General features: G+C 38.7%; 23 protein-coding genes, 3 tRNA genes and 2 other annotated features. Of the genes, 21 read left to right on the top strand and 5 right to left on the bottom strand.

The genetic code is table 11. From position 1 onward, the window contains the following. The first annotated feature begins 166 nt into the window (after window positions 1–166). The 14 genes from DL897_RS01850 to rplT all read left to right on the top strand — a co-directional run bounded on the left by DL897_RS01850 (window position 167) and on the right by rplT (window position 11,564). On the top strand, window positions 167–1,201 hold the full coding sequence (locus DL897_RS01850; RefSeq protein WP_113657424.1) for a glyceraldehyde-3-phosphate dehydrogenase: 1,035 nt from the start codon (window positions 167–169) through the stop codon (window positions 1,199–1,201). A gap of 312 nt (window positions 1,202–1,513) precedes the next feature. Next, window positions 1,514–1,663, top strand: coding sequence for a hypothetical protein (locus DL897_RS18095; RefSeq protein ID WP_168188600.1), 150 nt, complete (start codon window positions 1,514–1,516; stop codon window positions 1,661–1,663). Between the two features lie 492 nt (window positions 1,664–2,155). After that, a complete protein-coding gene (gene nrdR, locus DL897_RS01845) occupies window positions 2,156–2,647 on the top strand; it encodes a transcriptional regulator NrdR (protein ID WP_113657423.1) in 492 nt (163 codons plus the stop codon). 95 nt (window positions 2,648–2,742) lie between these two features. After that, window positions 2,743–4,188: a DnaD domain protein gene (locus tag DL897_RS01840; protein ID WP_113657422.1), complete on the top strand. Its 1,446-nt coding sequence runs from the start codon at window positions 2,743–2,745 to the stop codon at window positions 4,186–4,188. Beyond that, window positions 4,185–5,108: a primosomal protein DnaI gene (dnaI, locus tag DL897_RS01835; RefSeq protein WP_168188599.1), complete on the top strand. Its 924-nt coding sequence runs from the start codon at window positions 4,185–4,187 to the stop codon at window positions 5,106–5,108. Before DL897_RS01840 ends, dnaI begins: the two co-directional genes overlap by 4 nt. A gap of 77 nt (window positions 5,109–5,185) precedes the next feature. Then, a tRNA-Phe gene (locus DL897_RS01830) sits at window positions 5,186–5,261 on the top strand. Between the two features lie 3 nt (window positions 5,262–5,264). Further along, window positions 5,265–5,339, top strand: a tRNA-Gly gene (locus DL897_RS01825). A gap of 12 nt (window positions 5,340–5,351) precedes the next feature. Continuing rightward, window positions 5,352–5,440: transfer RNA gene (locus DL897_RS01820), tRNA-Leu, on the top strand. A 161-nt stretch (window positions 5,441–5,601) separates the two neighbouring features. After that, complete coding sequence (gene mqnC / locus DL897_RS01815) at window positions 5,602–6,714, top strand: cyclic dehypoxanthinyl futalosine synthase (protein ID WP_113657420.1); 1,113 nt, start codon at window positions 5,602–5,604, stop codon at window positions 6,712–6,714. 355 nt (window positions 6,715–7,069) lie between these two features. Continuing rightward, the gene (gene ytxC, locus DL897_RS01810; protein WP_168188598.1) at window positions 7,070–7,948 is read left to right on the top strand and encodes a putative sporulation protein YtxC; all 879 of its coding nucleotides are present in this window, start codon (window positions 7,070–7,072) and stop codon (window positions 7,946–7,948) included. 351 nt (window positions 7,949–8,299) lie between these two features. After that, a complete protein-coding gene (gene thrS, locus DL897_RS01805) occupies window positions 8,300–10,219 on the top strand; it encodes a threonine--tRNA ligase (protein WP_113657418.1) in 1,920 nt (639 codons plus the stop codon). A 52-nt stretch (window positions 10,220–10,271) separates the two neighbouring features. After that, window positions 10,272–10,404, top strand: a sequence feature (ribosomal protein L20 leader region). Window positions 10,405–10,436: 32 nt separating this feature from the next. Then, entirely contained in the window at window positions 10,437–10,952 is a 516-nt protein-coding gene (gene infC / locus DL897_RS01800) for a translation initiation factor IF-3 (RefSeq protein ID WP_113657417.1), read from the top strand. Between the two features lie 20 nt (window positions 10,953–10,972). After that, window positions 10,973–11,170 carry a 50S ribosomal protein L35 gene (gene rpmI / locus DL897_RS01795; RefSeq protein WP_113657416.1) on the top strand — a complete coding sequence of 66 codons (198 nt, stop codon included), beginning with the start codon at window positions 10,973–10,975 and terminating at the stop codon, window positions 11,168–11,170. Window positions 11,171–11,210: 40 nt separating this feature from the next. Next, window positions 11,211–11,564 (top strand): 50S ribosomal protein L20, encoded by a 354-nt coding sequence (gene rplT, locus DL897_RS01790; protein WP_113657415.1) that lies wholly within the window; start codon window positions 11,211–11,213, stop codon window positions 11,562–11,564. 54 nt (window positions 11,565–11,618) lie between these two features. Here the strand turns inward: rplT and DL897_RS01785 are convergent, their stop codons facing one another. Next, window positions 11,619–12,035: a MarR family winged helix-turn-helix transcriptional regulator gene (locus tag DL897_RS01785; protein WP_113657414.1), complete on the bottom strand. Its 417-nt coding sequence runs from the start codon at window positions 12,033–12,035 to the stop codon at window positions 11,619–11,621. 324 nt (window positions 12,036–12,359) lie between these two features. Then, window positions 12,360–12,607 (top strand) — a binding site (T-box leader). A gap of 132 nt (window positions 12,608–12,739) precedes the next feature. Between DL897_RS01785 and DL897_RS01780 the strand changes: the two genes are divergently transcribed. From DL897_RS01780 to leuD, 4 genes are read left to right on the top strand one after another with little or no spacing between them, the layout of a single operon-like run. After that, entirely contained in the window at window positions 12,740–14,278 is a 1,539-nt protein-coding gene (locus DL897_RS01780) for a 2-isopropylmalate synthase (protein ID WP_113657413.1), read from the top strand. A 14-nt stretch (window positions 14,279–14,292) separates the two neighbouring features. Continuing rightward, complete coding sequence (gene leuB / locus DL897_RS01775) at window positions 14,293–15,393, top strand: 3-isopropylmalate dehydrogenase (RefSeq protein ID WP_113657412.1); 1,101 nt, start codon at window positions 14,293–14,295, stop codon at window positions 15,391–15,393. A gap of 1 nt (window position 15,394) precedes the next feature. Further along, window positions 15,395–16,834 (top strand): 3-isopropylmalate dehydratase large subunit, encoded by a 1,440-nt coding sequence (gene leuC, locus DL897_RS01770; protein ID WP_113657411.1) that lies wholly within the window; start codon window positions 15,395–15,397, stop codon window positions 16,832–16,834. Continuing rightward, window positions 16,821–17,429, top strand: coding sequence for a 3-isopropylmalate dehydratase small subunit (gene leuD / locus DL897_RS01765; protein ID WP_113657410.1), 609 nt, complete (start codon window positions 16,821–16,823; stop codon window positions 17,427–17,429). Before leuC ends, leuD begins: the two co-directional genes overlap by 14 nt. A 355-nt stretch (window positions 17,430–17,784) precedes the next feature. Here leuD and thiE read toward each other — a convergent pair whose 3' ends face one another. From thiE to DL897_RS01750, 3 genes are all read right to left on the bottom strand, one after another. Beyond that, on the bottom strand, window positions 17,785–18,450 hold the full coding sequence (gene thiE / locus DL897_RS01760) for a thiamine phosphate synthase (RefSeq protein WP_113657409.1): 666 nt from the start codon (window positions 18,448–18,450) through the stop codon (window positions 17,785–17,787). Then, window positions 18,440–19,261, bottom strand: a complete 822-nt coding sequence (gene thiD / locus DL897_RS01755; RefSeq protein WP_113657408.1) for a bifunctional hydroxymethylpyrimidine kinase/phosphomethylpyrimidine kinase — start codon at window positions 19,259–19,261, stop codon at window positions 18,440–18,442. Before thiD ends, thiE begins: the two co-directional genes overlap by 11 nt. A gap of 85 nt (window positions 19,262–19,346) precedes the next feature. Next, window positions 19,347–19,652: a hypothetical protein gene (locus tag DL897_RS01750; protein WP_113657407.1), complete on the bottom strand. Its 306-nt coding sequence runs from the start codon at window positions 19,650–19,652 to the stop codon at window positions 19,347–19,349. A 341-nt stretch (window positions 19,653–19,993) separates the two neighbouring features. Here DL897_RS01750 and DL897_RS01745 point away from each other — a divergent pair, with 341 nt between their 5' ends. The 3 genes from DL897_RS01745 (at window position 19,994) to DL897_RS18090 (ending at window position 21,379) form a co-directional block, all read left to right on the top strand. Continuing rightward, the gene (locus DL897_RS01745) at window positions 19,994–20,686 is read left to right on the top strand and encodes a DsbA family protein (RefSeq protein ID WP_113657406.1); all 693 of its coding nucleotides are present in this window, start codon (window positions 19,994–19,996) and stop codon (window positions 20,684–20,686) included. After that, window positions 20,683–21,105, top strand: a complete 423-nt coding sequence (locus tag DL897_RS01740; protein WP_113657405.1) for a disulfide oxidoreductase — start codon at window positions 20,683–20,685, stop codon at window positions 21,103–21,105. Before DL897_RS01745 ends, DL897_RS01740 begins: the two co-directional genes overlap by 4 nt. Before the next feature lie 112 nt (window positions 21,106–21,217). After that, window positions 21,218–21,379, top strand: a complete 162-nt coding sequence (locus DL897_RS18090; protein WP_168188597.1) for a hypothetical protein — start codon at window positions 21,218–21,220, stop codon at window positions 21,377–21,379. A 32-nt stretch (window positions 21,380–21,411) separates the two neighbouring features. On the opposite strand, the gene sspI is transcribed toward DL897_RS18090, so the two are convergent. Continuing rightward, window positions 21,412–21,651, bottom strand: a complete 240-nt coding sequence (gene sspI / locus DL897_RS01735; RefSeq protein ID WP_113657404.1) for a small acid-soluble spore protein SspI — start codon at window positions 21,649–21,651, stop codon at window positions 21,412–21,414. Window positions 21,652–21,668: the final 17 nt, after the last annotated feature.

The following is a 21,668-nucleotide window of genomic DNA, read 5'->3' as shown; positions in this document are numbered from 1 at the left end:
CATTTTTGGGAAAAATGATCCTTTTTTGTGTGCTTTTTAGCAGATTAAAGTAACCCTTTTAGAATTAATATGCTTTTTTTGTCAAGTTATATTGCAAAATGTGCCATACTGATTATAATATTAGAGGTGAATAGTATGGACGAAAAATGGGAAGGGGAACTTTTGTATGAAACTTCGTATTGCTATTAATGGATTTGGACGTATAGGTAGAATGGTATTTAGAAAAGCAATATTAGAGCCTTCCGTTGAAGTTGTGGCGATAAATGCTAGCTATCCTTCTGAAACTTTAGCACATTTAGTGAAATATGATACAGTTCATGGGGCATTTCATGGAGAGATTGAGGCATTAGAAGATGGAATTCGAGTGAACGGACATGTTGTTAAACTAATTTCTAACCGTGATCCAAAACAACTTCCTTGGGGAGAGTTAGATATAGATGTAGTGATCGAAGCGACAGGGAAATTCCGTGACCGGGAAGGGGCTGGGATGCATTTATTAGCTGGCGCGAAAAAGGTAGTCATTACTGCTCCAGGTAAAGATGAAGATGTAACCATTGTGATGGGTGTAAATGAAGAAATTTATAATCCAGAAGCCCATCATATTATTTCTAATGCTTCCTGTACAACCAACTGCTTAGCACCTGTTGCTAAAGTGCTTCATGAGAAATTTGGGATTAAACATGGATTAATGACGACAGTACATGCGTATACCAATGACCAGAAAAACCTAGATAACCCACATAAAGATTTACGTAGAGCCCGTGCGTGTGCACAATCGATTATTCCTACAAAAACAGGAGCTGCAAAGGCGATTGGTGTAGTCATTCCTGAATTAAAAGGAAAGTTAAATGGAATGGCACTTCGGGTTCCTACACCGAATGTATCTGTAGTCGATTTGGTCGTTGATCTTGAAACAAAAACCAATGCAGAAGAAGTTAATAGTGTACTGAAAGAAGCTGCAAAAACTTCCATGCAGGGATATCTTCATTTTTGTGAAGAACCACTTGTTTCCTCCGATTTCAATGGAAGCTCTTACTCTTCGATAGTAGATGCCATGTCTACTATGTCGATTGGTGAGAATCAAGTGAAAGTGTTAACTTGGTATGATAATGAGTGGGGTTATTCTTGTCGTGTTGTTGATCTGGTGAAATTTGTAGGTGCTTCCATTGTGGAAAAGAAGGCAAATGCTGTTCCGGTATAATATGTTTTTCATTTTAAGCCGTTACTTCATGATTGAATACAAGTAACGGCTTTTACTTTGTATACTCAGCTGGATACGATAGAAAGACTCATTAATGGTCTCTATGATTGGTCTATTTACAAAAGAGGAGAGAGTTTATACAATATAATTCGTAATGATTATGATTTACAGAGAGGATTCTCCCTGTATAAAGGGACTAGAATCTTAATTAACCGTATTTAGAGACACGTTTACCAATTATTTGTGTGGATGTTAATGAACAAGCTTGTCATTCGGCGAATCGATTAGTTGAACGATTGGATTTGACAAAGCATGAACTATCAAGGCCATTCGTTAATTTTTATAGCAAGTTTGGTTCCTAATAAAAAGGGAATATTAGAACAGATTAGGCGAAGTCATTCAAAAGCTTGGGTGGCGATTCGGACGGTTGAAGGGTTAATCGACTTTTATATCAACCAATAAACGAGGAAGATATAGATAAAAAGCATTATCAAATTATAGGAAAGACCAAAGCGAATAGAAAAACGATCAATACAACTATTTTTTTAAAAGGCAAAAATGAACAAAAGCGTTTGGACAAATAAGCTTCCCTTATAGATCCATCTGTATAAGGGAAGCTTATTTGTTGATAAAAATATCTTAAGTATATCTGACTTTATATGAAAGAGCTACTTTATTCTGAAGTTATGTCTAAACGCTACTCCCTTTTTTAATCCACCCTCTAGCACTTGATGTGTTCTTAAGATACTCTTATCTACTAGGTTACCAATATCCCATCTTCCTTTTCTAGCTAAATATATTTTAGGGAAGGAAATTAAAATAATTGATATAAAAGTAGTGTATACCCTTTTTATGGTTTTTTCTTCTAAGAAGGAAATTAAATAGAATTATGTTAAAATAAATGAGCTCTTTTCTCTTTTATGATGAAGAGAGAAGAAGAGAGGAGGAAAACGGATGCGATGCCCATATTGTGGGAACCAAGGTTCACGTGTACTTGATTCACGCCCAATCCATGACGGAAAAGCGATTCGCCGTAGAAGAGAGTGTGAACGTTGCTCACAACGATTTACAACCTTTGAAATGATTGAAGAGAAGCCAGTCATTGTTATTAAAAAAGATGGAAGTCGTGAGGAATTTAATCAAGATAAACTACTTAGAGGTTTGTTACGTGCCTGTGAAAAACGGCCTGTACCGATCGAACGATTAGAAGCGTTGGTCATGGATATTGAACGAACACTCAGGGAAACAGATCAGTTGGAGATTGCGACAAGTGAGATAGGTGAAATGATTTTGGCTCGCTTAATCGATGTAGATGAAGTAGCCTATGTTCGTTTTGCTTCAGTTTATCGACAATTTAAGGATATCAATGTGTTTGTCAAAGAATTGGAAGATTTGCTGAACCGATCTCAACGAGCGTCTATGAAAGAAAAAAGCATAGATTCTTAAGTCTCATTGGTTAAAAATAGCGTTTGTATTTTACTAGTCTCCCTATGATAAAATGAACGAACCGATGCTTTGACCTGTTGGAGGGTGACTTACTCATGGCGATGTTTTGGCAGGGATATGGATGGTGTAGTCGCACATATCGACCGCTACATGGTACGGATTTATTAGCTTTAACACATTTGTATCAACCTATTATCGGGGCAACATCGATTGGATTATATATGACTTTATATCATCAACTACCGCTACACCGAGCGGGAGTTTCCACTATTTGTTCACAATCGTATCTTTTAAAGCTTCTTTCTCTCTCTTCACAGCAAATGCTTGAAGCGAGATATTTGTTGGAAGGAGTTGGACTACTTAATACCTTTGAGAAAAAAGATCTCAAGAATGGTAGCTATTATGAATTTGAACTAATACCTCCACTTTCTCCTATTAAATTTTTTCAAAGTGAAGTATTTAGCCTAACTTTATATAACCTTTTGGGAAAAGATCGGTATATTGAGTTACAGAAAATGTTTATTCAACCAGATACTGTGGAGTCCATTCAGGTAAGTAAAAATATCACCAAATCTTTTCAAGAGATTTTTGGTAGTTTATCACCACATGAGATGAGGAAAGCTGCTGAAATACAAAAAGATCATTTTTGGTCTTGGGATCAAGATGATGAAGGGTTGATAGATGGGAGATTTCCTGAATGGAATCATGATGATCTATCCGTTATCCAAAGACATTTAAGCAACCAAATAGATCCTCATGTCTGGACTAAAGAATTAGAAGCTGAACTTAAAGAATTGTGTTTGCTATATCAGCTTGAAGCGGAAGATCTATTAAAACTACTTCGAGATCCCACGATCACAGGTCGTGGCCAGATTGATATGAATCGCTTACGCTCATTTGTAAAAAGTGAGTATCAAATGCGTCTGAGTCACTCGCTAAAGCCGAAGCAGGCGCAACCACAACCGCTAGGATCAACCAGTATGAAGCAACAGGTAACTAAACAGTCTCAAAAGGAGCCATTAACCGAAGAGGACCGATACTTTCAGCAACTGGGGATGCTATCTCCATTGGAATTATTATCGTATTATCAGGGAGGGGCGAAAATTCCAGACTGTGATATCAATTTAGTTGAGTCGTTAATACGAGATTACGGACTGCCGCAAGGTGTGGTTAATGTGTTGCTCGACTATGTTTTACAAAAACATGATCGCAAGCTTCCGCGTTCTTTGGTACAAAAAATCGCAGGTCATTGGAAACGTTTAGGCATTACAACCATAGAACAAGCCAAAGAGCAAGCAAGAAAAGAACTTCGTAATAGTAAAAGACAAGCTGAAACTAAAAAGAAAAACCAACAGTCTGTAGTCTCTTTCAACAAGAATAAGCAACAGGATCGCCAAAAGAAAGGTTCACCATCAAGTGAACCGGTTGTGCAAATGTCAGATGAAGAATTGCTAAAGAAGCAGGCACAAATTCGGGCAAAGTTAACATTAATGCGTGAACAGCAGAAAAGAATATGGGAGGAAGAGGAGAATACACCGTGAAACAAATAGGTGAAGTGGTAAAGCCATGGCTTAGCAGGAGAAATGTACAAGCACAAAAAGACTTTGAAGTAATTTTGAAACATCCTGCTTTACAAGCTTTTATCCGTGAGCATCCAGAGATCCCGCGTTCTTTTTATAAGCGATCTGTCAACGCTTTAAAACAGTGGCTTTTGGAAAAAGAGAATTGTCAAAAATGTCCCGGATTAAAAGCTTGCCCAAATATGATTCAAGGGCATTTTACAAAGCTAACAGATCAACTGGGATATTTAGAATTTCGTATGCAACCATGTCGTAAGCTAAAAGTATATCAAGAGAATTTACAAGCGCAATCACTCATTCGTAGCTATCATATACCAAAAGAAATTTTAGAGTCTTCGTTTGAGACTATTGATTTTGATGTAGGACGAGTTGATGCGATTGCGGTAGCGATTGACTTTTGTAACCAATTTGCAATGGGGAAGCCGAAAAAAGGTTTATTTTTGCATGGATCTTTTGGAGTCGGGAAAAGCCGGATTGCTGGAGCTATCATGAATGAAATCATTCAGTATAAGAAAAGTTCTTATATGGTTTATTTTCCAGATTTTATGAGGGACATTAGTGAGTCCATCCAAGAAAATTCGCTTCATGAAAAAATAGATCATTTAAAACGAGTTGATGTATTAATTTTAGATGATATTGGAGCAGAGTATGTAACACCGTGGAAGCGAGATGAAATATTAGGAGGAGTATTAAATTATCGTTATGCTGAAAGGCTGCCAACGATTTATACTTCTAATATGTCTTTGGACCAATTAGAAGAGCATTTAGCTCATTCAGCCAAGGGAAGTGTAGATTGGTTGAAAGCGAAACGAATTATGGAACGTATTCGACACTTTGTGATTCCACTTTCGGTTAATGGGCCTAATCGTCGAGCGTTATAAGATTATTAGGCTCTATGTATTTTTTTATAAATTAATATTGCATAACAAAAATATACATGATATAATACTTTTTGTCCGGTTCGGTAGCTCAGTCGGTAGAGCAGAGGACTGAAAATCCTCGTGTCGGCGGTTCGATTCCGTCCCGAACCACCAGTTGCGGAAGTGGCTCAGGGGTAGAGTATCGCCTTGCCATGGCGAGGGTCGCGGGTTCGAATCCCGTCTTCCGCTCCAATTTTACATTTTGCCTGGGTGGCGGAATAGGCAGACGCACAGGACTTAAAATCCTGCGGTAGGTGACTACCGTGCCGGTTCGAGTCCGGCCCTAGGCACCAGAAAACCTCATCGTAATATCGATGAGGTTTATTTTTTTGTTGATCACTATGGAGATGAAGTTTTTTTATACGATGATTTTGTGATAACATAAACATGATTCGATTAATGATATGGGTCTATAGTTATAAAACGATGGGAAATCAAATGGCGGTGAGGGAAAATGTCAAAGATTGACTCGATTTTAGAGAGAGCTTTAGCTGGGGAACGGCTGGGTCTTGAAGATGGAATGTTGTTATGGGAAAGTAATGAAATAGAAAAGATGGGGAAGGTTGCAAATCAGATTATGCTTCAGAAGCATCCTGAACCGATTACCACTTTTATTATTGGGCGAAACGTTAACTATACCAATGTATGTGATACTTATTGTCGTTTTTGTGCTTTTTATCGTCGCCCTGGTCATGAAGAAGGTTATGTTCTATCCAATGAAGAGATATTCAAAAAGATCCAAGAAACAGTTGATGTGGGTGGAACAGAAATCTTAATGCAAGGTGGAACCCATCCGGGTTTACCATTTAGCTACTATACGGATCTATTAAAAGAGATTAAAAAACGCTTTCCAAGTATTCATATGCATTCTTTTTCTCCTGCAGAAATAATGAAAATGGTGGAAGTATCGGGACTTACTGTGGAAGAAGTAATCCGTCAGCTTCGTGATGCGGGACTTGATTCCATTCCAGGTGGAGGTGCCGAGATTTTAGATGATGGTATCCGGAAAAAGATTAGTCGTTTAAAAGGGTCGTGGAAAGATTGGATGAATGTGATGCAGACTGCACAACGTTTAGGTATGAGCACAACAGCTACAATGGTTATCGGCTTTGGGGAAACGATTGAGCAGCGAGTGTTGCATCTATTGCGTATTCGTGAAGCACAAGATGAAACAGGTGGTTTTCTTGCCTTTATTGTGTGGACATTCCAACCTGATAATACGAACTTAAAGCGAGAAAAGTTATCCGCTGAAGATTATCTCAAAGCGGTTGCTGTTTCACGTATCATGTTAGACAATATTCCAAATTTCCAATCTTCTTGGGTGACAATGGGCCCAGAGGTAGGAAAATTATCTCTTCATTATGGTTGTAACGATTTTGGTAGTACGATGATTGAAGAAAATGTAGTTTCCGCTGCAGGTACTGCTCATAAAGTAAATAATAACTTGGCTCTTCGATTAATCCGTGAAGCAGGTAAAATCCCTGCACAGCGTAATACGAAATACGAAATTTTACGTGTCTTTCATGATGGAGAAGTGGCAGAACGGGACTTTGTCATGCAAAACTAAGTGTGATTCTTTTAAGTGAAGAGAAAAAGGAAAATAGCCACATAAGAAAACTTTATCTATCAGCTGACCCTCTGTAATCTGTTTACAGGGGGTTTTTTGTATATAGTGATTGTGTAAAGCTCAGAATGATTTATAACGAATCGCTTTTGTGTAGAGCCGAGTATTTCCCTAAATGAATGATTTGATCTCAGATTGGATGTTGAGGAAATTATCATTCAAGCGTCATGAGAACCATTTTTTTGAATAGATATATCCTGAAGTATATCCATATCGATGATGTATAGTCATGAAATTCAGCCCATATACTAAAAAAAATACATTGTCTTTTACATGGTCTTCGAAAGGGGTGGGGAGAATGGATTATCTATTGTCCATTTCCCTTCAAGATTTAGACAAAGTGGTTTATTTACGCAAAAGGCTCTCACTTTTGGTCGGGTATTTACGGGATTTAAGCATGTATTGTTGGATAGAAGAATTTACAAGTAAAGATCGGCAAATATTTTTATGGCAAAGCGTGAATCGAGATAGAACAACCCTTAAGGAGATTCGTTTAGAGCTTAGTAGAGTTTTAGCAGCATTTATTTCCGAGATTGAAGAGCCTGAATTAGTTCGTAAAATCATCCAGCAAAAATTCCAATTTGCTTATACACCAGAAGTTAAACAAATTGAGCAATACGCTCAGAAGATCATAAAAAAACGCCAACAATCGAATTGGAAAAATACAGATCAATTAACAAAGCAAATCGCCTCATTTTTAAAAGTGGAAAGAAACTTTGCAATCGATGGATATGCACGCTTTCGACTTGAAGGCAGAAAAAAAGTATTAGCCCAATGTATTCAGGAAGCGATCGAATCGTATTTGTTGGATAAGGAGTATAAAGAATTTATTCAGCTTCTTAAATACTTCGTTTCGGTTCAATCTTCGAAAATTTCGTTGGTTCATGTCATTCATCAGGGGAAAAAGCAATTTCATTTGCTTAAAGCGGATGGAAAGCCATTAAGGCTCAAAGAGATTGATGGAGTTTGTGAAGAGATGATGGATCATACCGTTTCGCATGAAGATTATATTGTTAGTACTCTACTTAGTATTGCGCCAGAACGTGTTGTATTGCATACCAAACTTCCAGAAGAAAACGTGATACGTACTTTACTTCAGATTTTTGAAGGACGAATCATTGTTTGTGATGGTTGTAATGAGTGTGGAATTTCATTAAACTTTCCAGGTGATGCTTGACGGTATAAGGTGCTTCAGCTATGATACATATTATCTAATGTCTAAAAGAGATTCAGTCAATGATAAGATATCTGCAATGATGAGGACATGAATGTTTTTCTATGGTGCTAGAGATTAGGGGTCAGCGGCTGGAAGCCCCTTCACCCGATGGATAGACATTTACCACCTCTGAGCTACAATGGAGAACTGAGATTATCCATAGTAACCATTGTCGGTAGTAGGCCGTTAATTACGAATTGAGGATCTTAAGCTAATGTTAGCTGATGATTGAATTAGGGTGGAACCACGACATTGACGCTCGTCCCTTTAGGGAACGGGCGTTTTTTTATTTTTGCAAAGGAGGTCTATTAGATGAGTGTTTCAGTTACGTTACCAGATGGCTGTGTCAGAGAATATGAGGTGCAAAGTACAGTAAACGATGTAGCTGCTTCTATTAGTTCAGGACTTAAGAAAAAAGCCGTGGCAGGTATGATCAATGGGAAAATAGTGGACCTAAATAGTCCAGTTATGGACGGTGCAGAAGTGAAGATTTTAACGACTGATGATCCAGAGGGTCTTGAGGTTTATCGGCATAGTACAGCTCATTTATTAGCACAAGCTCTAAAACGTCTGTACCCTGAAGTGAAATTAGGGATTGGTCCAGTTATTGAAGATGGCTTTTACTATGATGTAGACCTACCTAAAAGCCTAACTCCTGAAGATTTACCCAAAATTGAAAAAGAGATGAAAAAAATTGTAAGTGAAAACCATCCAATTCAGCGAAAAGTGATTTCCCGTCAAGAAGCGATTCAAATCTATAAAGAGGTTGGTGACCACTTGAAATTAGAGCTGATTCATGAGCTTCCAGAAGATGCAGTCATAACGATTTATGAACAAGGTGAGTTTTTTGATCTATGCCGTGGTCCTCATCTACCTTCAACGGGAAAAATTAGGGCATTTAAACTGTTAAATATAGCAGGAGCCTACTGGCGAGGAGACTCTGATAAACAAATGCTGCAACGCATTTATGGAACTGCATGGCCGAATCAAAAACAGTTAGACGAGTATCTTCATTTCCTTGAAGAAGCGAAGAAAAGAGATCATCGTAAGCTTGGCCGTGAATTAAAGCTATATATGTTTTCGGAAGAAGCACCGGGGATGCCCTTTTATTTACCCAACGGGATGACGATAAGAAATGAACTTGAGAGCATGTCTCGCCAACTACAAAACCAAGCAGGTTATCAAGAAGTACGAGCCCCATTTATCATGAATCAGCGCTTATGGAAGCAATCAGGGCATTGGGATCATTACCAAGAAAATATGTATTTTACTGAAGTAGATAATCATACATTTGCCCTTAAACCGATGAACTGTCCCGGTCATATGTTAATCTATAAAAATGAATTACGTTCCTATCGAGATTTACCACTCCGCCTATCTGAATTTGGCCAAGTTCATCGGCACGAGCTATCTGGCGCTTTGAATGGGATGTTACGTGTACGCACTTTTACACAAGATGATGCCCATATTTTTGTTCGTCCGGATCAAATTGAAAGTGAAATTAAAAATGCCATGCATCTTGTAGATCAAATCTATTCGATTTTTGGCTTCCCTTATACAGTAGAATTGTCTACACGCCCTGAAGACTCAATGGGTTCAGATGAATTATGGGAGCAAGCAGAAACAGCTCTTAAAAATGTACTGGATCAATCAGGAATTGAATATCGTGTAAATGAAGGTGACGGAGCTTTTTATGGACCTAAAATCGATTTTCATATTCGGGATGCTCTAAAACGGAGTCATCAATGTGCAACGATTCAATTAGACTTTCAGTTTCCTGAAAAATTTGATCTCACCTATATTGGTGAAGACAATGAGAAGCATCGTCCCATCGTACTCCATCGAGCGATTTTTGGTTCGATCGATCGCTTTATGGGAATTTTAGTGGAACATTATGCAGGTTCATTCCCACTTTGGCTAGCACCAGTCCAAGCGCGTGTCTTGCCAATCTCTCGTCATTTTAATGAGTATGGTCAGCAGATTGTTGAACAATTACAAAAAGCAGGAATTCGAGCAGATTTGGATCAACGTGATGAAAAAGTGGGTTATAAAATTCGGGAAGCACAAGTACAAAAGATTCCGTATATGCTAGTCGTAGGAGAGAAAGAAGTAGAGTCAGGTACAGTTTCGGTTCGCAAGCGCTCGTTAGGTGATCAGGGAGCAAAACTAGTTGACGAGATTATTGATGAAATGCTTCAATCTATTCATCAGCGTAGCAATCATTTAAAATAAAGTGCGAATGAACCTTGACGTATAATCTGATTTCATGCTAAGATGTGCTTATCCGTGCAAGAAGAAGCGCCCGCTTCTCACCTGGTCGACGCACTCGGCTGTTGCTAGGTTATCCATTTACATCCATGATGAGATTGGTATGAGGATAAAGTGTGGGCGCTATGTGTCCACACTTTTTTGCTTGGTATAAAAATACTTTGGAGGTAGGTGGCAAGTTATCAGCAAGGAACAACATCAGGTCAACGAGGCGATTCGCGCTCGCGAAGTTCGGTTGATCGGTCCAAGTGGTGATCAGTTAGGTATTAAGCCGTTAAAAGAAGCGTTAAAGCTTGCGCAAGAGCAAAACTTAGATCTTGTAAATGTAGCCCCTCAAGCGAAACCCCCTGTTTGCCGGATCATGGATTATGGTAAGTTTCGATATGAACAAAGCAAGCGGGAAAAAGAGGCACGTAAAAAGCAAAAGATTATTCAAGTTAAAGAGGTACGTCTTAGCCCAACGATTGATGAAAATGATGTCCGTACCAAGTTAAAGAACGTGAAAAAGTTCTTGGAGAAAGGCGATAAAGTAAAGCTGACTATCCGCTTCCGTGGTCGAGAGATTACTCATCAAGAGATTGGTCGAAGAGTACTCGATCGCATGGCAAATGAGGTCAAAGACTTGTCTGATATTGAGCGTCAACCTAAGGTAGAAGGTCGACAAATGATTATGATTTTAACGCCCAAACAGCAGTAGTTGTAAGGAGGACGACGTAGATGCCAAAAATGAAAACTAAAAGTGCTGCGGCAAAGCGTTTCAAGAAAACCGGCACGGGTAAAATCAAACGTAGTCATGCATTCACTAACCATATGTTTGAAGGTAAATCAATGAAGCGTAAACGTAAATTACGTAAAAGTGCAATTATGCACAAAGGTGATGTAAAACGTATTCAACAATTAATCACTTACAAATAAAAGAACAGATGAGGTTGTTTTTTAGCAGGAGGGATTGACAGTGGCAAGAGTAAAAGGCGGAACAGTGACACGTCGCCGTCGTAAAAAAGTGTTAAAGTTGGCACGTGGTTACTTTGGTTCGAAACATAGATTATTCCGTACAGCTAAACAGCAAGTAATGAAGTCATTGATGTACGCTTATCGTGATCGTCGTCAACGCAAACGCGATTTTCGTAAGCTATGGATTGCTCGGATTAATGCAGCAGCACGTATGAATGGTCTATCATATAGCAAATTGATGCATGGACTCAAAGTAGCTGGTGTAGATATTAACCGTAAAATGCTTGCTGAGCTTGCTGTATCCGATGCAAAAGCATTTACAGAGCTAGCAAACATTGCAAAAAATGCACAATAACAAAAACACGTACTTTAAAAAAGGACCTGTCTCATCAGTCAGGTCCTTTTTGTTCTACTTTAATTTGTTGAAAATTTGTAATAAAGTTTGTAATTCTTCCGTTGTTAAGTGACTAAATTTTTCCTGAAAATATTTCCGCTTCTTTTTGTTAATGGATTCGCCCTTTTGTAACCCTGTTGGTGTTAGATAAACCTCAACCACTCGTTTATCGGCGGGAGAGCGTCTCCGCTGTACTAAGCCTTTTTTCTCAAGTTGATCTACCACATGAGTAATATGACTGACAGAGACATGGAAATCTTGTGAAAGCCCTGTAATGCTCTGTGGATTTTTTTCTAATAGAGAATGTAGGAGGCTATCTTCAGCACCAGTCATGTCGTCTTGGAGAATACGCTTTAGGTCCTTTTTAAATTCGCGAAAGACTTGGGAAAAAGTTTTTTCCAACTCTAAGGATATAGTTATACGATCAGACATTTTTTTTCTGCTACTATAGATAAGCTATTCAATCCATTCTTTCTATGCTTTCGTAGCAGTTGTGCCCCCCTAAAATGTGAGTTGTCTAAGATAATATAGCAAAGTGTGAAGTAGAAAACAACAATAAGATAAAATAAAGAAATGATTTACTAGAGAAAAAATGATAGATCCATTCAGATTTATTTTTGTGAAAAATGATTAAATCCTATTGACAGCTGCAAAAAGAGACTATTATAATAACAGCTAAATAAAAGAAAATGCTGTTAACCTTTATTTAATACGTTTGACTTGATAATCATCGTAGATAGTCTTAAATGAAATATAATAAAGACAATGAAGAGGATAAGTGATATGGTAACGCGATCCAGAGAGTCCGGGGTTGGTGAAACCGGAACCGTGGTATATCACATACTCACCTCTGAGTTGAGTGTCGAAAAGAGACTTTTCTGAGTAGAACACTATCGGTCGTCTCCGTTATCGACGAAGTCTAAGAATTTTTAGACTTACTAAGACCAATGTCTGCGAAGACTTGGTAAAATTGGGTGGTACCGTGAACCTTTTTCACCCCAATCTTCAGGATTTACCTGGAAGTTGGGATGAAAAAGGTTTTTTTAATACCCTACTTATGTAGTTAAAACGATGATTTTTGGTTACACTCAATTAAAAAATATTTACAGACTAGAGGGAAAAGAGGGAATATTCTTATGGATCAGATTCAAATTTTTGATACGACATTGCGTGACGGAGAACAATCGCCAGGTGTGAATTTGAGTACAGAAGAAAAAATCGAAATTGCCTTGCAATTGGAGCGCCTAGGGATTGATATCATCGAGGCAGGCTTTGCGGCTGCATCTCCAGGAGACCTATATTCGATACAACAAATTGCCAATCGTTTAAAAGAAGTTTCCGTATGTAGCTTATCTCGTTGTGTGAAGAGTGATATTGATAAAGCGTGGGAAGCTCTTCGTGAGGCTGCTTATCCTCGGTTGCATATATTTATCTCTACTTCACCGATTCATCGCGAGTACAAACTAAGAATGAGTAAAGAACAAATTTTAGAATCAGTTGACGAGATGGTTCGCTATGGGAAAAGTAGATTTCCGATTGTTCAGTTTTCAGCTGAAGATGCTGGGCGTACCGAAATTGACTATTTATGTGCAGTAGTTGACCAAGCGATACGAGCGGGAGCGGATGTGATCAATATTCCAGATACAGTCGGATATTTATATCCAGATGAATATGCGGAGATTTTTATACAGCTACAAAAGCGCGTACCGAATATTGATCGAGTTATTTTAAGCGCTCATTGCCATGATGATTTAGGAATGGCTGTGGTAAACAGTCTAGCAGCCGTTCGAACTGGTGTTAGACAGATTGAAGGAACGATTAATGGTATTGGAGAACGAGCTGGAAACGCAGCTTTGGAAGAAGTGATTATGGCAATAAAAACTAGAGAAGATTTCTTTCAGAAGAAAACATCCATACGCCATTCAGAGATTGCTAGAACAAGTCGCTTGGTTAGTAAGTTTACCGGAATGTTTGTTCAGAAGAATAAAGCGATTGTTGGTGATAATGCTTTTGCTCATGAGTCTGGAATTCATCAAGATGGAATGTTGAAGAACAAAGAAACTTATGAAATTATGACTCCCGAAACAGTAGGAATGGACGAAAGCTTATTGGTCTTAGGAAAACATTCTGGACGACATGCTTTTAAAAAGAGACTGGAAGAGCTCGGATATCCACAGTCAGATGAACAAATCAATGTTTTGTTTACCCGTTTTAAAGAGTTAGCCGATCGGAAAAAGGAGATTACTGAAGAAGATATCATTGCTCTGGTTGAAGAGAAAATAGGTGAAGGGAAAGAATTTTATACATTAGAATCGGTACAAATTTCATATGGCAGTCATTCGGTGCCGACTGCATCACTACGAGTTCGTGATCATTCTTCAGATCAATTATTAGAAGAAGCTGCATGTGGGAATGGGTCAGTCGATGCCATATTTAAAACAGTAGATCGGATGATTGATGAGAAAGTTGAATTGATTGACTTTAAGATTCATTCTGTGACACATGGGAAAGATGCGCTAGGGGAAGTCTCAGTACAGTTAGAGCAAGAGGAGATTCAAGTACGTGGTCGTGGAGTGAGTACGGATATTTTGGAAGCTTGTGCAAGAGCTTATTTAGATGCTATCAATCGCTTGCTAAGAAGAAAAGAGAGAAAAACAGTGGGTTGCGCGAACTAAGAGGAGGATGAAGCATGAGTCAAACATATAAAATAGCTGTTATTCCCGGAGATGGAATCGGACCCGAAATCGTGAAAGAAGCGATGAAAATACTTCATCATATTGAAGAGCATGCTTCTTATTCATTTGATATTCAATACGCATTAGCAGGGGGAGCAGCTCTTGATCAAGTGAATGTCCCTTTACCTAACGAAACGATCCAGATCTGTCAAGAAGCTGATGCCGTATTACTTGGCGCGGTTGGTGGACCTAAGTGGGACCACAATCCTCCTGAACTTCGTCCTGAGAAAGCTCTCTTAGGTTTAAGAAAAGAGTTAGGATTTTATGCAAATATACGTCCTGTAACGTTACTTCCTGGTATGGAAGAGCGTTCGACATTACGCCCTGAAGTGATTGATGGTGTGGATCTGGTTGTTGTCCGAGAGTTGACAGGAGGTATTTACTTTGGTGAGAAAAAAAGAGAGAAAACCAAACAAGGTGAAATAGCTAGTGACTTGCTCGTGTACTATGACTATGAAATTGAACGGATTGTTCGTTTAAGTTTTGAAATGGCTCTCAGACGTAAAAAACGTTTGACATCTGTCGATAAGGCGAATGTTCTAGAAAGCTCCCGCTTGTGGCGTTCGATCGTGGAGAGAGTTGCGAAAGATTATCCTGAAGTAGTGGTTGACCATATGCTAGTAGACAACTGTGCGATGCAGATTGTACGGCGCCCCACAGACTTTGATGTGATCGTTACAGAAAATATGTTTGGGGATATTTTAAGTGATGAAGCAGCAGTAATAACGGGATCAATTGGTTTAATGCCTTCTGCAAGTTTAGGAAATGGAAACAAAGGGTTATATGAACCCATACATGGATCCGCTCCCGATATTGCAGGACAGGGTATTGCTAATCCAAGCGCCACTATTCTCTCTATCGCGATGATGTTACGTTATTCATTCGCAGATGAAAATGCAGCTCAAGCCATTGAAAGAGCAGTAACACAAGTGATTGCAGATGGAGTTGGTACTCCTGATCTCGTAAAATCAGGCCAACCTGCTATTTGTACTCATGAATTCGGAGATCGTATTATCAAAAGATTAGAACAAGAGTGGAAAATTGGGGTGAAATAAAATGAAACCACGTACACTTTTTGATAAGATCTGGGATTATCATGTTGTTGAGCAACATGATGGAAAACCTGCCATCCTTTATATTGATTTACATCTCATTCATGAAGTAACTTCTCCACAAGCTTTTGAAGGTTTACGTCTAGCTAAACGAAAGGTGCGTCGCCCCGACTTAACCATAGCGGTGATGGATCACAATGTACCTACGACGGATCGCTCCCTACCGATTCAAGATCCCATTGCAAAAAAGCAAATCGATACATTAGCTGAAAACTGTAGGGATTTTGGCATCAAGTTATTTGATCTTAACAGCCCAAATCAAGGAATTGTACATGTTGTAGGCCCAGAACTGGGACTTACCTTGCCGGGGAAAACCATTGTTTGTGGAGATAGCCATACTTCTACACATGGGGCGTTTGGTGCGCTAGCGTTTGGAATAGGGACGAGTGAGGTGGAACATGTATTAGCTACTCAATGTTTACAGCAGCACAAACCTAAAACGATGGAGGTTCATTTTAAAGGAAAATTACAACCAGGAGTTACCGCAAAAGATGCGATCCTTGCCTTGATTGCCCAAATTGGGACTGCTGGAGCAACAGGGTATGTGATTGAGTATACAGGGGAAGCGATTCGAGCGATGTCGATGGAAGAGCGAATGACAGTATGTAATATGTCGATCGAGGCAGGAGCGCGTGCAGGATTGATTGCCCCAGATGAAACCACATTTAATTATCTAAGAGGACGCACTTTCTCACCCAAAGAGGAAGAGTTTGAAAAAGCAGTAGGAGTTTGGAAAATGTTAAAAACAGATGATGGGGCTGTTTATGATGCCAGAGTCGAAGTTGATTTAGAGCAAGTGGCTCCACAAGTTACTTGGGGAACTAGTCCTGGAATGGGGACAGATATTACTAAAACAGTTCCAGATCCCGAAACTATGGCGACTGAAACAGAAAGGAATGCTGTGAAATTAGCTATTGATTATATGGGACTGACTCCAGGTACTCCAATGACTTCGATTTCGATTGATCGTGTGTTTATCGGCTCCTGTACAAACTCACGGATTGAAGATTTACGAGCAGCAGCACAAGTTGTAAAGGGATATCAGGTTGCTCCAACTGTTCGGGCCATGGTTGTTCCCGGATCTCAGCAGGTCAAACAACAGGCTGAAGCGGAAGGTTTAGATCAGGTTTTTAAAGAGGCTGGATTTGAATGGCGTGAGTCAGGCTGTAGTATGTGTTTGGGGATGAATCCTGATATTCTCCAACCGAAAGAGCGGTGTGCTTCTACTTCCAATCGTAACTTTGAAGGACGACAAGGACGCGGTGGACGTACTCATCTAGTGAGTCCAGCGATGGCAGCAGCCGCAGCGATTAAAGGTCACTTTGTCGATGTACGTAAGTGGAAGTTCAAAGAGAAAGGGGAGAAATGGCATGCAACCGTTTAAACAACATCAGGGAATAGTCGTCCCACTGGATCGAGCGAATGTGGATACTGATGCCATTATACCTAAGCAATTTCTCAAACGAATAGAACGGTCGGGGTTTGGGCAATTTCTCTTTTATGATTGGCGTTTTCAAGAGAATGGGCAGCCACAACCTGATTTTATATTGAATCAGTCTTCATACCAAAATGCCTCCATTTTGCTTACACGTACCAACTTTGGATGCGGCTCGTCGAGGGAGCATGCACCATGGGCACTTTTGGACTATGGATTTCGAGTGATCATAGCTCCAAGTTTTGCTGATATTTTTTATAATAACTGTTTTAAAAATGGTATTTTACCTGTTCGTATCTCAGAAGATCAAGTAGAAGAATTATTCCAGCGTTCATTTAAATATGCAAACTATCAACTTAACGTTGATTTAAAACGTAAACAAATTACGGATGAGCTTGGCTTTCATGCCACATTTGATCTTGACCCATATCGTCGTTATTGCTTGTTAAATGGACTTGACGATATTGGAGTCACTCTACAATCAGAACAAGCCATTACTTGTTATGAACAAAATCTTCCCTCTTATTATTTGATCCAGGATTAAAGGAATTTTAAAGCTAGTTTTCATCTATTTATAAGCAAACGCTATCCTTCCATTTGGACATGGGCAGGTGGATAGCGTTTGTTTTATTTGGATGGGCGCTGATGAAGATTACTAATGGAATTTTACTCATCAATCGAAAGAGAACACTGCAATAGCAACTCGTCTTACAGTAATTGCTGGCCGAAAACCCATGGTAGGGTAGTGGGATGAAAGACAGCGTTGTTCGGACGGTATCCCCATTAGGGAATGCTTTGATCAACCCTTTTTTCTCTCTTTTAGTTTCCCGTTTATAAAAAATTCTGATACAATCAATAATATAAGTCAAGATTATAGAAGAACCAAAACCACAGTATCTCTAATCCATTATCATTTTGTTTTTTTCTTTCTTTGTAATCGCAATTTGCCGGCAGAAATTTTTTGTTACTTCATAAGGCGATGATGACTTAGTAATGGCAGAGATGACAGCCACGCCATCAGCCCCAGCGGAAATTACTTGACCAGCTCGCTCAGTAGTAATACCACCAATACCGACAATTGGAATATCTGGGAGCTCTTGGCGTATATGTTCGATCGCCTTAGGGCCGATTGGAGCTGAAGCATCTAGTTTTGAAGAAGTGGTAAACATAGGCCCAACACCAATGTAGTTTGCACCATCTTGTAGAGCTTTGTGAGCCTCTGCTGGTGTTTTAGCTGAAACACCAAGGAGACGACGTGGACCAATTAGCTTTCGTACTTCATAAGCAGGTAAATCATCTTGTCCAATATGGATTCCATCCGCTTCTAAAATCAGCCCTAAGTCCACACGATCATTAGCAATAAAAGGAATTTGATGATCTGCACAAATTTGCCTTAGTTGCCTACCTAACCGGATGATTTCAATACCTGTTTTTCCCGAAAGTTTTTCTCGAAATTGAAAACAGGTAATTCCTCCAGCAATGGCTTCTTCTAAAATTTCAACGGGATTTTGATGAGGGCAATCTTGACTTCCCATTACGAGATAAAGTGATAAACTATTTTTCATTTTGTTCCTCCTGTAATCGGTGTGCCCAGTGATTGGTTGGGCCGTGACCTTGCCCGATATTTAATGGATAACGAATCGCATCCGTAATATAATTTTTGGCTCGCTGAACAGCGATATCAGGAGCTTCACCTTTTGCTAGATATGCGGTTATGGCTGCCGAAAATGTACAGCCTGTACCGTGTGTATGTTGTGTATGAAAACGAGGTGAAGATAAAAGAGTAAATTCATTACCATTATAAAATAGGTCATCAGCATTTTCTTGATCACTAAGGTGTCCACCTTTGATCACAACATGTTTTGCACCTAAATCTCTTAAGTATTGCGCTGCTTCTTTTCTAGCTGCCATATTATCTAAAGAATGTCCAACTAACACTTCAGCTTCAGGTAGATTAGGGGTAATTACCATCGCCAAAGGTATAAGAAGCTCTTTTAAGGCGAGGCGTGCATCTTCTTTAAGTAAGGCATGTCCACTTTTAGAGATCATAACAGGATCAATAACCAAATTGGATAATTTATATTTTTTTACTAGACTAGCAATTGCTTCCATAATTTTGATATTTGAAATCATACCCGTTTTAACTGCATCTACCCCAATGTCGGTAGTGACTGCTTCGATTTGACTGGCAACAATATCCGGTCGGATTTCTTGGATGCCATGAACTCCTAATGTATTTTGGACTGTAATGGCAGTAATAGCACTCATTCCATATACGTGCAGTTCTTGAAAGGTTTTAAGATCGGCTTGAATCCCCGCACCTCCACCACTATCTGAGCCGGCAATGGTTAAGGCACGTGCTACTTTTTGATTCATGAATGAAGCACCCTTTCAAAATACCATATAAATAGTATATTTTTATTTGATTATAGCAAATTCAACTATATTTCTATCATAAAAGTTAGGGTCCATAAATAAGTACAATTAGAAATGATATCCAAAATATACTAAAAGTCATAATTAAATTGGTGATAATGTTAAAGCGAGCGAAATGATTTTTCCGTTTCCATGCAATGGCACCGCATATCATACCAATCGGATGTAGAATGAGTGTCCAAAACCAAATGGGTGTACCTTGATCAAAAGAAATTTGCAGGCTAGGAAATGTGAAATAAACAATCCAGATTAATATTCCTATCAATATGATAATGAGAGAAACGATATTCCATATACTCATTCTTGATTCACTTGAGACAGACTTAGACATATTTAAACCCTCCCATGAATATAAAAAAGTATGGATTTATTTGAGTTGGACATAGTAAATATTTATGTATTTATGTTGTTTTTCCTCTTATGAAGTTACTAGATCTTTTATTATTTGGATTACTATTCTTTATTAATCATTTTAACAAAGGTTCCTATATAAATAGTAAAAAAAATGTCTAATTTAACGACTTGATTTTTAAAATAGATTGTATTTACAGTTTCATAGTAAGATATAGCACTTTACTTAAGGTATTTTTAAAAAACCTATAACTCTACGATGAAATTAAATAGTAGAGCTGATATAATTCGAGTTGAATAAAAGATAAGGGGGGATTCTTTTTGGGGAATCAAAAGAAGAAAAAAGGTCTAGATATGCAAGTGATTACAATCGTAACCGTTTTGCTTGTGGTTTTAGGCTTGGGAATATATTCGTTAGTTAGTAATTTGACAGGAAGCTCTTCAGCAGAAAGTGTAAAACAAAATAATGATGTATTAACAAAGGGACAGCCAGCCATAGGAAGTCCAGATGCCCCCGTTAAATTGGTGGAGTTTGGTGATTATAAATGTCCATCTTGTAAAATGTTTCACGATGAAGTTTATCCAAAACTAAAAAAAGACTTCATAGATACAGGAAAAGTCCAAATGCATTTTGTGAATATGGCTTTCCTTGGTCCAGACTCAATGACAGCAGCAATGGCTGGAGAATCGATCTTTAAACAAAAACCTGAGGCGTTTTGGAAGTTTTATGATATTGTATATCAAAATCAGCAGGCTGAAGATAAAGTTTGGGCTACACCGGAGTTTTTGACTGATCTAGTGAAAAAGAATATTCCAGAAGTGGATGTCAATAAGCTATCACAGGATTTGAAAAATAACACTTTTAAAAGTGCTGTTGATTCGGATAATTTATTAGCCCAAACACATCAAGTCAATTCGGTACCCACTGTTTATGTTAATGGAAAAAAAGTAGATTCATCGATGAAGTACGAAGAGTTGAAAAAAGCGATTGAGAAAGAGCTGCAAGGAAAATGAGTCAAGTATTTGAGCGATATGGTCTTTACTTTGCGTGGATTATATCTATCGTTGCGACACTGGGGAGTCTTTATTTCAGTGAGATAGCACAGTATGTTCCTTGTACACTTTGTTGGTATCAGCGAATTTTAATGTATCCGTTAGTAATTCTACTTGGAATCGCATCTTACCGAAATGATGTAAGAATTATTCCCTATACGCTCCCGCTTTCAATCATTGGTGGGGGCATTGCATTATTTCATTATTTACAACAAAAAGTACCAGGTTTAGCTGAAATAGCACCATGTACAGTAGGGGTTCCATGTAACAAAGATTATATTGATTGGCTAGGGTTTATTACGATTCCATTTTTAGCGTTAATCGCATTTATACTCATAACGTTATGCTTGTGGCTATGTCAACGTGCAAATAAGGGTTGATGAAATGACAATCGCTTTCTAAGAATAGGCCATATCCTCCGGTATCTGTCCAACCCACTTGCCTCAAAGCACATACACTGGTAAAGAGTGTATGGATAGGAGGAGGTAAGGAATGTCAACCATACAAACCAAGGGATTATTTGGTGGGATAGGATTTGGATTCAAACGGTGGATTATCATTGCTGTCCTTGTCATCCTCTTTTTATTCTTTATTTTTTTCTGGTGGGGAGGACTTGGAGGATTTGGTTATGGTGGATATGGAGGTTGTTTTTAAAGAATTTGAAGCCCCAAACAAGGGGCTTCATTTTATATTTTAGGAAGTGGAGAAGGTGTAGAGACTTTCGAAAGAGATTGTTGAAGGGTTTGAATCATGTGTGTCTGCTCTTGAGGTGGGCTATTTTTCCAAATCACTTCAAAAATGACACCTAACCCAGGCAATAGTTTTTCTTCGCCTTGTTGGATAGAGTCTTGAACCAAATTTTGTAAATCTTGGTTATTTAGATTTTGGATATTATGAATTACAGCACCTCGTACATTAAAGTTCATCAAGTATCCTCCCAACT

Origin of the sequence: Thermoflavimicrobium daqui, from assembly GCF_003313465.1 — a bacterium.
Classification (GTDB): Bacteria; Bacillota; Bacilli; order Thermoactinomycetales; family Thermoactinomycetaceae; genus Thermoflavimicrobium; species Thermoflavimicrobium daqui.
This window is presented reverse-complemented; position numbering and strand designations above follow the sequence as displayed.

Coding starts and splice junctions, on each gene's coding strand:
- DL897_RS01740 (WP_113657405.1), top strand. CDS start 20,683: ATGAGTCAAGTATTTGAGCGATATGGTCTTTACTTTGCGTGGATTATA.
- rpmI (WP_113657416.1), top strand. CDS start 10,973: ATGCCAAAAATGAAAACTAAAAGTGCTGCGGCAAAGCGTTTCAAGAAA.
- leuC (WP_113657411.1), top strand. CDS start 15,395: ATGAAACCACGTACACTTTTTGATAAGATCTGGGATTATCATGTTGTT.
- mqnC (WP_113657420.1), top strand. CDS start 5,602: ATGTCAAAGATTGACTCGATTTTAGAGAGAGCTTTAGCTGGGGAACGG.
- thiE (WP_113657409.1), bottom strand. CDS start 18,450: ATGAAAAATAGTTTATCACTTTATCTCGTAATGGGAAGTCAAGATTGC.
- leuB (WP_113657412.1), top strand. CDS start 14,293: ATGAGTCAAACATATAAAATAGCTGTTATTCCCGGAGATGGAATCGGA.
- sspI (WP_113657404.1), bottom strand. CDS start 21,651: ATGAACTTTAATGTACGAGGTGCTGTAATTCATAATATCCAAAATCTA.
- DL897_RS18090 (WP_168188597.1), top strand. CDS start 21,218: ATGTCAACCATACAAACCAAGGGATTATTTGGTGGGATAGGATTTGGA.
- DL897_RS01750 (WP_113657407.1), bottom strand. CDS start 19,652: ATGTCTAAGTCTGTCTCAAGTGAATCAAGAATGAGTATATGGAATATC.
- DL897_RS18095 (WP_168188600.1), top strand. CDS start 1,514: ATGAACTATCAAGGCCATTCGTTAATTTTTATAGCAAGTTTGGTTCCT.
- leuD (WP_113657410.1), top strand. CDS start 16,821: ATGCAACCGTTTAAACAACATCAGGGAATAGTCGTCCCACTGGATCGA.
- DL897_RS01780 (WP_113657413.1), top strand. CDS start 12,740: ATGGATCAGATTCAAATTTTTGATACGACATTGCGTGACGGAGAACAA.
- thrS (WP_113657418.1), top strand. CDS start 8,300: ATGAGTGTTTCAGTTACGTTACCAGATGGCTGTGTCAGAGAATATGAG.
- DL897_RS01785 (WP_113657414.1), bottom strand. CDS start 12,035: ATGTCTGATCGTATAACTATATCCTTAGAGTTGGAAAAAACTTTTTCC.
- thiD (WP_113657408.1), bottom strand. CDS start 19,261: ATGAATCAAAAAGTAGCACGTGCCTTAACCATTGCCGGCTCAGATAGT.
- DL897_RS01840 (WP_113657422.1), top strand. CDS start 2,743: ATGGCGATGTTTTGGCAGGGATATGGATGGTGTAGTCGCACATATCGA.
- nrdR (WP_113657423.1), top strand. CDS start 2,156: ATGCGATGCCCATATTGTGGGAACCAAGGTTCACGTGTACTTGATTCA.
- ytxC (WP_168188598.1), top strand. CDS start 7,070: ATGGATTATCTATTGTCCATTTCCCTTCAAGATTTAGACAAAGTGGTT.
- DL897_RS01850 (WP_113657424.1), top strand. CDS start 167: ATGAAACTTCGTATTGCTATTAATGGATTTGGACGTATAGGTAGAATG.